11 protein-coding genes are annotated in these 14,027 nt (G+C 70.3%); 3 read left to right on the top strand and 8 right to left on the bottom strand.

Annotated elements, in window-relative coordinates:
- Positions 1–174: 174 nt before the first annotated feature.
- Positions 175–1,143 carry an arabinan endo-1,5-alpha-L-arabinosidase gene (locus tag M6G08_RS03115; RefSeq protein ID WP_272585648.1) on the top strand — a complete coding sequence of 323 codons (969 nt, stop codon included), beginning with the start codon at positions 175–177 and terminating at the stop codon, positions 1,141–1,143.
- On the top strand, positions 1,125–2,558 hold the full coding sequence (locus M6G08_RS03110) for a family 43 glycosylhydrolase (RefSeq protein WP_272585647.1): 1,434 nt from the start codon (positions 1,125–1,127) through the stop codon (positions 2,556–2,558). The genes M6G08_RS03115 and M6G08_RS03110 overlap by 19 nt, the downstream gene beginning before the upstream one ends.
- A 16-nt stretch (positions 2,559–2,574) precedes the next feature.
- On the opposite strand, the gene M6G08_RS03105 is transcribed toward M6G08_RS03110, so the two are convergent.
- The 8 genes from M6G08_RS03105 to M6G08_RS03070 all read right to left on the bottom strand — a co-directional run bounded on the left by M6G08_RS03105 (position 2,575) and on the right by M6G08_RS03070 (position 12,913).
- Complete coding sequence (locus M6G08_RS03105) at positions 2,575–4,257, bottom strand: pyridoxal phosphate-dependent aminotransferase (RefSeq protein WP_272585646.1); 1,683 nt, start codon at positions 4,255–4,257, stop codon at positions 2,575–2,577.
- A 102-nt stretch (positions 4,258–4,359) separates the two neighbouring features.
- The gene (locus M6G08_RS03100; RefSeq protein WP_272585645.1) at positions 4,360–5,508 is read right to left on the bottom strand and encodes an aldose epimerase family protein; all 1,149 of its coding nucleotides are present in this window, start codon (positions 5,506–5,508) and stop codon (positions 4,360–4,362) included.
- A 65-nt stretch (positions 5,509–5,573) separates the two neighbouring features.
- On the bottom strand, positions 5,574–6,815 hold the full coding sequence (mmsB, locus tag M6G08_RS03095; protein WP_272585644.1) for a multiple monosaccharide ABC transporter permease: 1,242 nt from the start codon (positions 6,813–6,815) through the stop codon (positions 5,574–5,576).
- On the bottom strand, positions 6,812–8,371 hold the full coding sequence (gene mmsA, locus M6G08_RS03090; protein ID WP_272585643.1) for a multiple monosaccharide ABC transporter ATP-binding protein: 1,560 nt from the start codon (positions 8,369–8,371) through the stop codon (positions 6,812–6,814). The genes mmsB and mmsA overlap by 4 nt, the downstream gene beginning before the upstream one ends.
- A gap of 32 nt (positions 8,372–8,403) precedes the next feature.
- Entirely contained in the window at positions 8,404–9,513 is a 1,110-nt protein-coding gene (chvE, locus tag M6G08_RS03085; RefSeq protein ID WP_272585642.1) for a multiple monosaccharide ABC transporter substrate-binding protein, read from the bottom strand.
- 95 nt (positions 9,514–9,608) lie between these two features.
- Positions 9,609–10,580, bottom strand: a complete 972-nt coding sequence (locus tag M6G08_RS03080) for a hypothetical protein (RefSeq protein WP_272585641.1) — start codon at positions 10,578–10,580, stop codon at positions 9,609–9,611.
- 165 nt (positions 10,581–10,745) lie between these two features.
- Complete coding sequence (locus M6G08_RS03075) at positions 10,746–11,750, bottom strand: zinc-dependent alcohol dehydrogenase (RefSeq protein WP_272585640.1); 1,005 nt, start codon at positions 11,748–11,750, stop codon at positions 10,746–10,748.
- A complete protein-coding gene (locus M6G08_RS03070) occupies positions 11,747–12,913 on the bottom strand; it encodes a mandelate racemase/muconate lactonizing enzyme family protein (protein ID WP_272585639.1) in 1,167 nt (388 codons plus the stop codon). The genes M6G08_RS03075 and M6G08_RS03070 overlap by 4 nt, the downstream gene beginning before the upstream one ends.
- Before the next feature lie 215 nt (positions 12,914–13,128).
- Here M6G08_RS03070 and M6G08_RS03065 point away from each other — a divergent pair, with 215 nt between their 5' ends.
- Positions 13,129–13,851 carry an SCO2400 family protein gene (locus M6G08_RS03065; protein WP_272585638.1) on the top strand — a complete coding sequence of 241 codons (723 nt, stop codon included), beginning with the start codon at positions 13,129–13,131 and terminating at the stop codon, positions 13,849–13,851.
- Positions 13,852–14,027: the final 176 nt, after the last annotated feature.

The following is a 14,027-nucleotide window of genomic DNA, read 5'->3' as shown; positions in this document are numbered from 1 at the left end:
CACGGTTGCGCCGACGATCCGTCAGGAATTCACCGGTGTGTCACCTCTGCCACGGGGTGTTTTCCGGACGTTGGTTGCCCTTGCTGCGCAGACCGTTGACGCGCAAGGGGTTCGATTCTACGTTCCGTCCGACAGTCCGATCGGCGTTCGAGATATGGAACAGGAGCGTTCCCCATGAGGCGCACAAGAACCGCACTCCTCGCCCTCCCCACCGCCGCCCTGCTCTCGCTGGTCCCCACCACGGCGTCGGCGTACCCCGGCCCCGGCCGGGTCACCGGCTCCGTCGTCACCCACGACCCGACGATGATCCGCACCGCCTCCGGGCAGTACCAGCTCTACGCCACCGGCGGAGGCATCAGCAGCAAGACGTCCTCCGACCGCACCGCCTTCGCGGCGGGCGCCGACGCCTTCGGCTCCCGGCCCGGCTGGTGGTCGCGCTACTCGTCGGTCCCGGAGGCGTGGGCGCCCGACATCTCGTACCACGGCGGCAAGTACCTGATGTACTACTCCGTCTCGAAGTTCGGCTCCAACACCTCCGCCATCGGGCTCGCCGGCTCCACCACCGGGCAGCCGGGCAGCTGGAGCGACTACGGCATCGTCTACACCTCCGGCTCCTCCAGCGACTTCAACGCCATCGACCCCAACCTCTTCGTCGACGACGACGGCAAGTGGTGGCTGTCCTTCGGCAGCTGGTGGACCGGCATCAAGATGATCCGCATCGACCCGTCCACCGGCAAGCAGCACGCCTCCGACACCGCCCGGCGCTCCCTCGCCTCCCGGCCGTCCGGCACCAAGGCCGTCGAGGCCCCCTACATCGTCAAGCGCAACGGGTACTACTACCTCTTCGCCTCGTACGACACCTGCTGCGCCGGCACCAGCTCCACGTACAAGATCAAGGTGGGCCGGGCCACCAGCGTCACCGGGCCCTACCGCGACCGGAACGGCGTCTCGATGATGAACAACGGCGGCACTCCCGTGCTGGAGTCGCACGGCAGCGTCATCGGTCCCGGCGGGCAGTCGGTCATGAAGGACGTGGACGGTGACCTGCTCGTCTACCACTACTACGACGGCAACGACAACGGCACACCCAAGCTCGGCATCAACCTCCTGAACTGGAGCAGCGGATGGCCCGTCGCCTACTGACCCTGCTGGCCGCCCTGCTGCTCGCCCTCTCGCTCGGACAGCCCTCCGCGAGCGCGGCCACCTTCGCCAACCCGGTCAAGGCCCAGAAGGGCGCCGACCCCTGGATCACCCACCACGACGGCAACTACTACATGGTGACGACGAGCTGGACCGACGTCATCACCGTCCGCAGGTCGCCCACCCTCGGCGGGCTCGCCACCGCTCCCGGCGTGCAGGTCTGGAAGGGCGACGCGGCCTCCCGGTGCTGCAACATCTGGGCGCCCGAACTGCACTACCTGAACGGCCGCTGGTACCTGTACTACGTCGCCGGGCAGAACGTCCCCGACTACAACCCGACCCAGCGCAGCCACGTCCTGGAGAGCACCGGGTCCGACCCCATGGGCCCGTACACCTACCGGGGGCAGCTCAACCCGGCCTGGATGCTCGACCCCACGGTGGCCACGATCAACGGTCGGCTGTACCTCTTCGGCAGCACGCACAGCGGGACCCAGAACATCGTCGCCGCGCGGATGTCGAACCCGTACACGGTCTCCTCCTCCTTCACCACCGTCTCCACGCCGACGCACGACTGGGAACGCTCGGGCGCCCCGGTCAACGAGGGGCCGGAGATCCTCCAGCGGGGCGGCCGGACCTTCCTCGTCTACTCCGCCAGCGGCTGCTGGACCCCCGACTACAAGCTCGGGCAGCTGGAACTGACCGGGTCCGATCCGGTGTCCGCGTCCTCCTGGACGAAGAAACCGACGCCGCTGTTCCAGCGCAGTGACGGCAACGGCGTCTACGGGCCGGGGCACAACGGCTTCTTCACCTCGCCCGACGGCTCCGAGAGCTGGATCGTCTACCACGCCAACGACGCCGCCTCGGAGGGCTGCGACAACGGGCGTACGGCGCGGGCGCAGAAGTTCGGCTGGAACTCCGACGGCACCCCGAACCTCGGCACACCCGTCCGGCTCGGGGCGAGCATGCCCGGGCCCTCGGGCGAGCCGGCCTCCGTCTCGACCACGTACACGGTCACCAACCGCAACAGCGGCAAGTGCCTGGACGTGGCCGGGGGTTCGTCGGCGGACGGGGCGGACGTGGTGCAGTACTCCTGCAACGGCGGCGCCAACCAGCGCTGGCGCCTGGAGGACCGCGGCGACGACACCCACCGGCTGGTCAACGTGGCCACCGGGAAGGTGCTGGACACCGCCGACTGCTCGGCCGCCGACGGGGCGGACCTGCGGCAGTGGTCCTGGCTGGACAACACCTGCCAGCGGTTCCGGTTCCTCGCCACCGACGGCGGCCACGTCCGCATCGTCAACGAGGCCACCGGCAAGGTCGCCGACGTCGCGAACTGCTCGTCGGCGGACTCCGCCGACGTACGGCAGTGGACGTGGCTGAACAACGCCTGTCAGCAGTGGCGGCTGAACCCGGCGTGAAGCACGGTCCGCGACCTCACCCCGTACGGCCCATGCCCGCCGGGTTCGGCCAGTTCGGCGGGCCCGGCCGGCCCGTCGCCGGGACCGACTCCAGCCCGTTGGTGCCCCTGACCTGGGCGGCCGTGAGGCCACCGCGGGCCGGGACGCCGGGCGGGGTGGGGCCGGTGGGCGCCGGGTACCGCGCCGCCGCGGCGGCGGGGGCCGGGGCGGGCGCGGGGAAGGGGGCCGGTGCGGGCATGGGCTGCTGCGGGGCCGGTGCCGGGTGGGGGACCGGCACCGGCCCGGGGTACGGCACCGGCTGGGGGACCGGCGCCGGTTGTGGGACCTGCCGCGGTGCCGTCGGCGCCGCCATCGGGCCGAGGGCGGCCGCCGCCGGGTGGGCGGGCACCGCGGCGGGGAGCGGCACGCCGGTGCCGACGGCCGGAGCGGCGACGAGCCCCGGGGTGCCGGCACCGGCGGCCGGAGCGGCGAGCCCCCGCAGTCCGGCCCCGTTGGTCTCGCTCATCAGCCGGTCCACCGCCGCCGTGCCCGAGCTGTAGCCGGTCCCTGTAGCGGGCTCGGGCACGGCGGCTCCCCTCCCGGACCCGTAGAGCACCTGTTCCAGGCCGGACACCAGGCGACGCACGTCGGCCTGGGGGCGCACCACGAGACGCAGGAAGCGGCTGGACGAACCGATCTTGTTGCCGCACTCACGGACCAGGACCCGGTGCTCGGTGAGCATGCGGTCCCGGACGACGGTGCCCTCGGCGCCCACGGGCAGACGCACGAAGAGGAAGTTGCCCTGGGAGGGATAGACGGTCAGGCCGGGCAGCGAGGAGAGCCGGCCGGCCATCTCCAGGCGGTCGCGGCGGACCTGGTGCAGGCTCTGCGCGTACTCGGGCCCGTGGTCGCGCAGCATGAACACCACGTGCTCCGCGAAGGAGTTGAGGTTCCACTTGGGGAGCATGGCGCGCACCCGGCCCGCGAGCGCCGGGTTGGCGACCAGGTAGCCGAAGCGGATGCCGTGCAGTCCGAAGTTCTTGCCGAGGCTGCGCAGGACGACGACGTTGGGGCGCAGCATCGCCTCCTGGACCACACTGGGCTCCGCCTCCGCGTCGGCGAACTCCAGGAACGACTCGTCGATGACGATCAGGTCCCGGTCGGCCATGGCGTCCATGAACTCCACGAGCGCCTGCTTGTGCAGGAAGCCGCCGTCGGGGTTGTTGGGGTTGCAGACGACGGCGACCCGGGTGCCGCGGACCCGGATGAACTCGGCGTACCGCGCGAGGTCGAGGGCGAAGCCGTTGGACTCCTGGAGCGGGAACATGTCGACCCGCTTGCCGGTCTCCATGGGCTGGTCGGTCCAGCGGCCGAAGGTGGGGACGGGGACGGCGAGGGACTCCCGGACCAGCAGATGGTCGATCCAGGTGATCAGCTCCGTGGAGCCGTTGCCCATCGCCACGCACTGCGGCGGCAGTTGGAGCAGGCCGCACAGCTCGGCGGTGATGGTGTCGGCGCCGCTCGGGTAGTACGTGATGATGTCGCGCAGCCGGCCGGCCAGCTCCTCGAACATCGCCGGGGTGGGGAAGTACGGGTTGCAGGGGATGCAGAAGTCCACCGGGCCGGCGCCCGTCGCCTCGCCGCTCTCCCGCGTCAGCGCCGCCATCGACGGGCTGTGCGCCGCGGTGCCGCGGAACAACGAGGTGACGTTGCCGGACAAGAGAACCTCCGTAGGTGGGCGGCCCGCGCGGGGGAGCGCGGGCCGCCCTTACATACGGAGGGAGGTGGGACGCCGTTCAACGCGTGTGGAGAAAGTGTGCCCTCACGCGTCGAACGAGTGCACCGTGGTCGTCCGGTACGTCTGCCCCGGCCGCAGCACGGTCGACGGGAACGACGGCTGGTTCGGCGAGTCCGGGAAGTGCTGCGTCTCCAGGCACAGGGCGTCGCCCTGCCGGTAGAGCGAGCCGCCGGTGCCGGTGAGCGTGCCGTCGAGGAAGTTGCCCGAGTAGAACTGCAGACCGGGTTGGTCGGTGGCGATGCGCAGGGTGCGGCCCGAGCCGCGCTCGCGCAGGGTGGCGATGTGCTCGGGGCGGTCGGTGACGCCCTTGTCCAGCACCCAGTTGTGGTCGAAGCCCTTGGCGGTGACCAGCTGCGGGTCGGCGTCGCGGAGGTCCCGGCCGATCGGCTTGGCCCGCCGGAAGTCGAAGGGCGTGCCGGACACCCTCGCCAGCTCGCCCGTCGGGATCAGGCCCGCGTCGGTGGGCGTGTAGCGGGAGGCGGCGATCGACAGCTCGTGGTCCTCGATCGTGCCGCTGCCCTCGCCGGCCAGGTTCCAGTAGACGTGGCTGGTGAGGTTGACGACGGTGGCCTTGTCGGTGGTGGCCTCGTAGTCGATGCGCCACTCGCCGCGCCGGGTGAGGGTGTACGTCACCTTCGCCCGGAGCGTGCCGGGGTAGCCCATCTCGCCGTCGGCGCTGGTGTAGTGCAGGACCAGGCCCACGTCGGAGCCCTCGCGGAACGGTTCGACGTCCCACACCCGCTTGTCGAAGCCCTGGGCGCCGCCGTGCAGGCTCTGCTCTCCGTCGTTGACGGAGAGCTGGTACGCCGTGCCGTCCAGGGTGAAGCGGCCCTGGCCGATGCGGTTGCCGTAGCGGCCGATCAGGGCTCCGAAGTAGGGGCTGGAGGCCACGTAGTCGTCGAGGTTGTCGAAGCCCAGCGAGACGTTCTCGTAGCGGCCCCGGCGGTCGGGGATCTCCAGGGACTGGACGACGCCGCCGTACGACAGCACCTTCATCCGCGTGCCGCCGTTCTCCAGCGACCAGCGGTACACCTTCGTGCCGTCGGCGAGCTTGCCGAAGAGCTCCTTCACCGGCTTCCTGCCTCCCGTGGCGTGTGCCGTGCCGCCCACCGCGGTGGCCGTCAGGCCGGCGGCGGCCGCCGATGCGATGACCGTGCGTCTGCTCAGTTCCATGTGCGGCTCCTGTACTTCCGTGAGAAGAAGCGGGCCCCGCCGTGAGCGGCGGGGCCCGAGATCCGTTACGAACCGACCCTGCGCTTGTTCCACACGTCGAACCCGACCGCCGCCAGCAGCACGGCGCCCTTGATCACCTGCTGCCAGTCGGTGCCGATGCCGACGAGGTTCATGCCGTTGTTCAGCACGCCCAGGACCAGACCGCCGATGATCGCGCCGAGGACCGTGCCGACGCCGCCGCTCATCGACGCCCCGCCGATGAACGAGGCGGCGATGGCCTCCAGCTCGAAGTTGAGACCGGCCTTGGGGGAGGCCGCGTTGAAGCGGGCGGCGAAGACCAGGCCCGCCAGCGCCGCGAGCATGCCCATGTTCAGGAAGACCAGGAAGGTGACCTTCTTGTCCTTCACGCCCGACAGCTTGGCCGCGGGCAGGTTGCCGCCGATGGCGTAGATGTGGCGGCCGATGATCGCGTTGCGCATCAGGTAGCCGAACCCGACGACCAGCACGCCCAGGATGAGCAGCACGATCGGGGCGCCCTTGTAGCTGGCGAGCAGCAGGGTGACCACGAGGACGGCGGAGACCAGCGCGACCAGCTTGAGCCAGAACAGCTTGGCCGGCAGCACCTCGAGCGCGAACTCCTGCTGCCGCTTGCGGTCGCGGACCTCCTGGTAGACCACGAAGGCGATCAGCGCGAAGCCCAGCAGCAGGGTGAGGTTGTGGTAGTTGGTCTCCGGGCCGACCTCGGGCAGGAAGCCGTTGGCTATCTTCTGCAGGTCCCGGGGGAACGGGCCGAGGGTCTGGCCCTCCAGGAAGATCTCCGTCAGACCGCGGAAGAGCAGCATGCCCGCCAGGGTCACGATGAACGACGGTATGCCGAGATAGGCGATGAAGAACCCTTGCGCGGCGCCCGCGGCGGCGCCGATGGCCAGGCACAGCAGCACGGCGACCGGCCAGGGCAGGTCGTTCCTGACCATCAGTACGGCGGCTATCGCCCCGGTGAACGCGGTCAGTGACCCGACCGACAGGTCGATGTGCCCCGCGATGATGACCAGCATCATGCCGATCGCGAGGATCAGGATGTAGCTGTTCTGCAGCACCAGGTTGGAGACGTTGCGCGGCAGCAGCAGGTCGCCGTCGGACCAGACGGCGAACAGGGCCACGATCAGGCCGAGGGCGATCAGCATGCCGTACTGCCGCATGTTGCGGCGCAGGCCGTCGAGCATCAGCTGCCACAGGCCGCCGGCGGCCGGACCGCCTGAGCCGGGCGGCGCCGGGGCCGGGGTCTTCGCGGTCACGTCCGTGCTCATCGGGTTACCTCTTTGTCCTTCGTGTCCTTCGTCATCCGACGCATCAGCGCTTCCTGCGAGGCCTCGGCCCGTGAGAACTCGCCCGTCAGCCGGCCGGCGGCCATCGTGTAGATGCGGTCGCACATGCCGAGCAGCTCGGGCAGTTCGGAGGAGATGAAGACGACCGCCTTGCCCTGGGCGGCCAGCTGGTCGATGACCGTGTAGATCTCGTACTTGGCGCCCACGTCGATGCCCCGGGTGGGCTCGTCCAGGATCAGCACCTCGGGACCGGCGAAGATCCACTTGCTGAGGACGACCTTCTGCTGGTTGCCGCCGGACAGCTTGCCGACCGGCTCGAAGACGGTCGGCGCCTTGATGTTCATGGCCTTGCGGTAGTCCTCGGCGACCTGCCGCTCTCCGTGCTCGTCGACCACGCCCCGCTTGGCGACCTTGCCCAGCGCGGTCAGCGAGATGTTCCGGTTGATGGTGTCGATGAGGTTGAGGCCGTAGTGCTTGCGGTCCTCGGTGACGTAGGCGATGCCGTGCCCGACCGCCTCGGGGACGGTCTTCGTACGGACCTCCGTGCCGTCCCTGAGGACGGTGCCGCCCGCGTGCCGGCCGTAGGTGCGGCCGAAGACGCTCATCGCCAGCTCGGTGCGGCCCGCGCCCATCAGCCCCGCGATGCCGACGATCTCGCCGCGCCGCACCTCGATCGACACGTCGTCCACGACCTTGCGCTGCTGGTCGATGGGGTGGTGCACGGTCCAGTTGCGGATCTCCAGGGCGGGCGCGGCGCCCTCCTCCGGGTGGTGCGGGGTGCGTTCCGGGAAGCGGTTCTCCAGGTCCCGGCCGACCATCCCGGAGATGATCCGGTCCTCGGTGGTCTCCGCCGCCTTCACGTCGAGCGTCTCGATGGACTGCCCGTCGCGGATGATCGTCACCGAGTCGGCGACCCGGCGGATCTCGTTCAGCTTGTGCGAGATGATGATCGAGGTCATCCCCTGTTCCTTCAGCTGAAGGATCAGGTCGAGGAGTTTGCCGCTGTCCTCGTCGTTGAGCGCGGCGGTCGGCTCGTCGAGGATGAGCAGCTTCACCTTCTTCGACAGCGCCTTGGCGATCTCCACCAGCTGCTGCTTGCCCACGCCGATGTCGGCGACGCGGGTCTCGGGGTGCTCGTCGAGACCGACCCGGCGCAGCAGTTCGGTGGCGTGCCTCAGGGTCTCGGTCCAGTCGATCAGGCCGCGCTTGGCGTGCTCGTTGCCGAGGAAGATGTTCTCCGCGATGGACAGGTACGGCACCAGGGCCAGCTCCTGGTGGATGATCACGATGCCGTGCTGCTCGCTCGCCCGGATGTTCCGGAACCGGCAGGTCTCGCCCTCGAAGAGGATGTCCCCCTCGTAACTGCCGTGCGGATGGACGCCGGAGAGCACCTTCATCAGGGTCGACTTGCCGGCGCCGTTCTCTCCGCAGATGGCGTGGACCTCGCCCTGGCGGACGGTCAGTGTGACGTCCGACAGCGCTTTGACACCGGGAAAGGTCTTGACGATCGAGCGCATTTCCAGGACGGGTCCCGCCATGGTCGTGCCTTCCAATCCTTGTAGGGACCCGGTCAGTTGAGCTGGTCCTCGGTGTAGTAGCCGCCGTCGACGAGGACCTCCTTGTAGTTGGACTTGTCGACGCTGACCGGCTGGAGCAGGTAGGCGGGGACGACCTTGGCACCGTTGTCGTACGACTTGGTGTCGTTGACCTCGGGCTTCTTGTCGTTCAGGACCGCTTCGACCATGTTCGAGGCGACCTTGGCGAGTTCGCGGAGGTCCTTGTAGACGGTCTGGGTCTGCTGGCCCGCCTTGATCGACTTCACCGAGGCGATCTCGGCGTCCTGGCCGGTGACGACCGGCATGGGCTTGCTGCCGGAGCCGTAGCCGTCCGACTTCAGCGCGGAGAGGATGCCGATGGAGATGCCGTCGTAGGGCGAGAGCACCGCGTCGACGCGGGCGCTGCGGTAGCTGGAGGTGAGCAGGTCGTCCATGCGCTTCTGGGCGGTGCCGCCGTCCCAGCGCAGGGTGGTGACCTGGTTGAGGTCGGTCTGCTTGGAGCGGACGACGAGCTGGCCCTTGTCCATGTACGGCTTCAGGACCTTCATCGCGCCGTTGAAGAAGTACTTGGTGTTGTTGTCGTCGTTGGAGCCGGCGAACAGCTCGATGTTGAAGGGGCCCTTCTTGCCCGCCTTCAGCCCGAGCTTGTCCACGATGTACGAGCCCTGCAGCTCGCCGACCTTCTCGTTGTCGAACGAGGCGTAGTAGTCGACGTTCTCCGTGCCGAGGATCAGCCGGTCGTAGGAGATGACCGGGATGTCCGCGTCCTTGGCCTGCTGGAGGACGTTGCCCAGGGACTTGTTGTCGATCGCGGCGATGATCAGGGCGTCCACGCCCTGCGTGATCATGTTCTCGATCTGCGAGACCTGCTGGTCGGGGTCGTCCTCGCCGTAGACGAGCTTGGTCTCGTAGCCCTTGGCCTTCAGTTCCTTCTCGACGTTGGCGCCGTCGGAGATCCAGCGCTCGGAGGACTTGGTCGGCATCGCGATGCCGATGGTGGCGCCGTCGCTGCCTCCCTTGTCCTCCTCGCTGCCGCCCTCACTGTTCTGGCCGCAGGCGGTCAGCGTCAGGGCGAGCGAGGCGGCGGAGGCTATGGCGGCGAGTGCGGCTCTGCGGTTGCGCATGGTCATCATCCTTGAGGTGAGGGCTGGAACGGCGACGCAGGTGTGTGGGATTGTGCGCGGTCGTGTCTTCTTTTGTGAAGGGAGTTTCCGGAACGTTATGACGAGATCTCGAACCGGTTGAGCGGGCCCGGCAGCCGCGAACCGAGCGGTGCCATCTCCCCGTCCGCCCCGTGCCGGGCGAGCAGATCGAGGGCGAGCCGGCCGCGCCGCACCCGCTCCTTGGCGGTGGCCAGCGTCAGTTCCCGCAGGTGATGGCCGTACGGGTAGATCCCGGGCGCCTTGGAGAGGCCGAACTTCAGGTACAGCGGGGCGCCGCGCCGGATCAGCTCGGCGATCTCGTACATCCGGACATAGCCGCCCAGGTCGTCGGGAGCCTCGATGTACATGTCCATCGGCGCGGCCGAAACCCGCCGTATTTCGGTCAGGTGATCCGGCGTCAGATCGCTGGGCACGTTGATGGAGTCGGCGCCGAGCCCTTCGTAGACCGCGTACGAGGCCGGGTTGACCGGCCCGACGAGCGCCGAGAGCTTGAGCGTGGTGCCGGCGGGGATGATGCCCGCCTTCCGCGCCCGGTGCAGCGTCCACAGCACGCCCTCGTCGGCGACCAGCAGGCACTGGACGCCCAGTTCGGTCGCCCGGACGGCGTCCTCGACGCACCCGGCGACCGCGTCGTGGCCGCGGGCGCGCAGGCCCGCGCCGCCGGAGTCGGTCCGGGTGGAGCCGCCGATGTCCCAGGTGCCGCGCGGGCCGGTGAACAGGCAGAGCTCGATGTCGCGTTCGGCGGTGGCCTCGACCATCTCGGTGATCTCGGCGTCGGTCAGCATCCACACCCCGCTGCCCTGGCTGATCCGGTGGATCGGCACGTCCAGCCGCGAGGACTCCTTCAGCACCACCCCCAGCGCCTCGGGACCCTCGCAGGAGGGGATCTCGGTGCGCCAGCGGCCGCCGCCCGGGAAGGAGTGCGGCGAGGCGTCGGCGGGGTCGAGGGCGGGCGCGGCCAGGCCGAGCGCGGTGAGCGCCTGCTCACCGGGCCTGCGTGCGGCGGCCTTGGCGGAAGCGTCGGTCACAAGCGTTCCTTAGGTTCGGTACGCCGGAGTCCGCACCCGGCAGGTCGTGTTCGACATGTCGGACGAGGTTCGCGACGTGAGGTACGAAAAGCCTCGAAGTGGAGGTACGCCGGTACGGAGGCCGTCAGGTCGCCCCCGTACCGGCGTACGGCTCAAGGGGCGGGGTCAGGGATGCAGCAGCACCTTGCCGACCTTCGGGTCGCCGGACCCCACCAGCTCGATGGCCTCGGGGAACTCGGCGAGCGGCAGCTCGTGGGTGACCAGCGGCCGCGGGTCGAGCAGGCCGGCCGCGAAGACCCGCACCGTGTGCGCCCAGGCGTCCGGCGCCGCACCGAAGACGGTGTGCACCTCCAGCTGACGCACCACGAGGTCGGTGGGGTCGAGCCCGTCGGCGCCCGGCGCCGGGATACCGGTCAGGACCAGCCGCCCGCCCCGGCGCAGCAGTGCGGCGGCGGTGCGGGCGGCATCGGCGGACCCGGCGGTCTCGATCACGACGTCGAAGTCGTCCGGCAGCGGCTGGTCCTTGGTGCGGAAGTCCGTCGCCCCGTACTGCCTCGACAGCGCCTCCCGGTCCCCGCGCGAGCCGACGACCAGCAGCTCGCCGGGCGAGGCGGCGCGCAGGAACTGCACGGCGAACATGCCGAGCGTCCCCGTGCCGACCACGGCGACCCGCTCGCCCGGGCGGGCGTTCGCCTTGAGCGCGGCGGCGGCGATGCAGGCGGCGGGCTCCAGCAGGGCAGCCGCGGTGAGGTCGGCGTCGTCGGGCAGCACGTGCAGCAGCCGCGCGGGCAGGGTCAGCGTGGGCGCCATCGCCCCCGGCTGGGTGAACCCGGTCTCCTCGTAACCGGCCGTGCACAGCGTCGTCTCGCCCGCGTGGCAGCGGTCGCACACCTGGCAGTTGCGGAAGCCCTCACCGACCACCTTGCGTCCGGCGAGGGAGTCCGGCACCCCGGCGCCGACCCGCTCCACGGTCCCGGACCACTCGTGGCCCGGGACGAGCGGGTAACGCACGTACCCCTCGGGCCGGTTGCCCTGCCAGACCTCGCGGTCGCTGCCGCAGATCCCGGCCGCGTGCACCCGCACCAGCGCCTCGCCGGGACCGGGCTCGCGCACGTCGTGCGGCGCCAGCCGGTACGCGCCCGGCGCCTCGACGACGACCGCGCCGCTCATGCCCCGGTCCCCTTGGGCTTGCGCTGCTCCCAGCCCTCGGCCCACAGGTCGAACCGCGCCTGCTGCTGGGGGAACTCGGCCGCCGCGTCGGCGTCCAGCTCGACGCCGAGACCGGGCGCGTCGGACAGGTGGAAGCAGCCGTCCTCCGGGTCCACCACCGGCGCGCCCTTGACGACCTTCTTGATCTCCGCGTCCGCGAAGTCGTTGAAGTGCTCCAGGATCTTGAAGTTCGGGGAGGTGAAGCCGACCTGGAGGGAAGCGGCGGTCAGCACGGATCCCCCCACGTTGTGCGGCGCGACGAGCGTGTAGTGCGTCTCGGCGGTCGCCGCCAGCTTGCGGGTCTCCCAGATGCCGCCGATGTGACCGACGTCGGGCTGGATGACGTCCACGGACTGGTCCTCGAACAGCTCGCGGAACTCGATCCGGTCGTGGATGCGCTCACCGGTGGCGACCGGGATGTCGACCTTCTCGGCGACCTTCCGCAGCGCCTTGAGGTTCTCCGGCGGGACCGGCTCCTCCAGCCACGCCGGCTTGAACGGCGCGAGTTCCCGCGCGAGCCGGACGGCGGTGGAGGGCGAGAACCGGCCGTGCATCTCCAGCATCAGCTCGGCGTCCGGCCCGATCGCGTCCCGCACCGCCTCGATCAGCGACACGGCGTACAGGGTCTGCTCGTGGTCCAGCTCGAAGTGCCCGGTGCCGAACGGGTCGATCTTCAGCGCCCGGTACCCGCGCTCCATGACCCCCTGCGCGGCCTTGTGGTACGCCTCCGGGGTCCGCTCCGTCGTGTACCACCCGTTGGCGTACGCCTTGACCTTGTCGGTGACCTTGCCGCCCAGCAGCTGCCAGACCGGGACCCCGAGGGCCTTGCCCTTGATGTCCCAGCAGGCCATCTCCACGACCGCGATGCCGGACATCACGATCTCGCCGGCGCGGCCGTAGTCGCCGTACTTCATGCGGCGGACCAGGTCCTCGACGGCGAACGGGTCGGAGCCCAGAATGTGGTTGGCCTCCGCCTCCTTCAGATAGCCGAGGAGGGCGTCGGTGTGCCCCAGCATCCGGGTCTCGCCGACTCCAGTGATTCCCTCGTCGGTGTGCACCTGGACGTACGTCAGGTTGCGCCACGGCGTCCCGACCACGTGTGTGCTGATTCCGGTGATGCGCACGGCGGTTGCCCTTCGCTGTGTTCGATATTTCGTCACTCGTTCGAAATGCTGGCGTGACAGTAAGGAGGGGGCGGTGGGGGTGTCAATGGGTCGGACACATAACGGTTTCGGCAGTTTCGAAAGTACGGCGAGGGGCGGCCGCGGCGGCTTCGGCACACAACCTTCACAGCCGCCTCTAGGAACACGTCCGTCCCGGAACTTAACCTTCCCGCGTCATGGACTATTGCCACCCGTGCCGACGGCACCTGAACGGCGCCCTCGCCTGCCCGGGGTGCGGCGTCCCTGCCGGCCAACCCGGCGCCTCTGACGCGGACCTGACGATGAGTGGGGCGGCGGGCCCGCCGTGGTCCACCGAAGAAGTGAGCGCGCCCGAGGAGGGTGCCGACGGGGACCCCGGCGACACCGCGCCCGGCGCCCGGGCCGGCCGCCGCGACCGCAAGGCCGCCGCACACCGCAGGCGCCGCCGCCGGACCCTGTTCGTCACCGCCGGTTTCGTCCTGGCCGCCGGCGGACTGAGCCTCGCGGAACTCGGCCTCGACGCCCCGGGCGCCCCGCCGACACCGGCGGCGGCCGGCGGCGAGTCCACGGACGGCGAGGCGGCACGGGAGGTGGGGGAGGCGTCCGCCCTACCGGCCGACGCGACCTCGGCCCCGGCCCCGGCCCCGGGCACCGCCTCCCCGGACGCCTCCACGTCGGCCTCGGCGCCGGCGTCCGCGTCAGCCTCGCAGTCCCCGTCGGCGGAGAACCGGGAAACGGCCGAGGAGGAGGGTGACCCCTCCCGGCCCCCGCCGGAGTCGGCACCGGGCTCACCCGGCACCCCGGACCGCCCGACGACATCCCCGGCCGACCCGCCCCCGACCACCACCCCCACCCCTACGGCGTCACCGGACCCCACCCCCACGGAGACGTGCGACCGCTTCCTGTGGTGGTGCACGTAGGAGCCACGCCTCGGTCCTGCGGCCGTGGTCACGGACTTGACCGGCCCCTGCCGTCGCGCTGATCTTCGAGGCGGGCGGTGAGGTCGGGCCACCACTCGGACCACCGCGCCAGATCGCTCGCGGTCAACGCCCATGGTGAACGCAGGGCTTCGTTGGGAAGGAAGCGGACGCAGGTC

The organism is Streptomyces sp. M92, from assembly GCF_028473745.1.
Lineage (GTDB): Bacteria > Actinomycetota > Actinomycetes > Streptomycetales > Streptomycetaceae > Streptomyces.
The sequence above is the reverse complement of the archived record's forward strand: the minus strand, read 5'-3'. Positions and strand labels throughout refer to the sequence as shown.

What these genes read in the sequence shown, in the direction of transcription:
- M6G08_RS03115 (WP_272585648.1), top strand. Translation starts at nt 175, where the DNA reads ATGAGGCGCACAAGAACCGCACTCCTCGCCCTCCCCACCGCCGCCCTG.
- M6G08_RS03110 (WP_272585647.1), top strand. Translation starts at nt 1,125, where the DNA reads ATGGCCCGTCGCCTACTGACCCTGCTGGCCGCCCTGCTGCTCGCCCTC.
- M6G08_RS03100 (WP_272585645.1), bottom strand. Translation starts at nt 5,508, where the DNA reads ATGGAACTGAGCAGACGCACGGTCATCGCATCGGCGGCCGCCGCCGGC.
- mmsB (WP_272585644.1), bottom strand. Translation starts at nt 6,815, where the DNA reads ATGAGCACGGACGTGACCGCGAAGACCCCGGCCCCGGCGCCGCCCGGC.
- mmsA (WP_272585643.1), bottom strand. Translation starts at nt 8,371, where the DNA reads ATGGCGGGACCCGTCCTGGAAATGCGCTCGATCGTCAAGACCTTTCCC.
- chvE (WP_272585642.1), bottom strand. Translation starts at nt 9,513, where the DNA reads ATGCGCAACCGCAGAGCCGCACTCGCCGCCATAGCCTCCGCCGCCTCG.
- M6G08_RS03075 (WP_272585640.1), bottom strand. Translation starts at nt 11,750, where the DNA reads ATGAGCGGCGCGGTCGTCGTCGAGGCGCCGGGCGCGTACCGGCTGGCG.
- M6G08_RS03065 (WP_272585638.1), top strand. Translation starts at nt 13,129, where the DNA reads ATGGACTATTGCCACCCGTGCCGACGGCACCTGAACGGCGCCCTCGCC.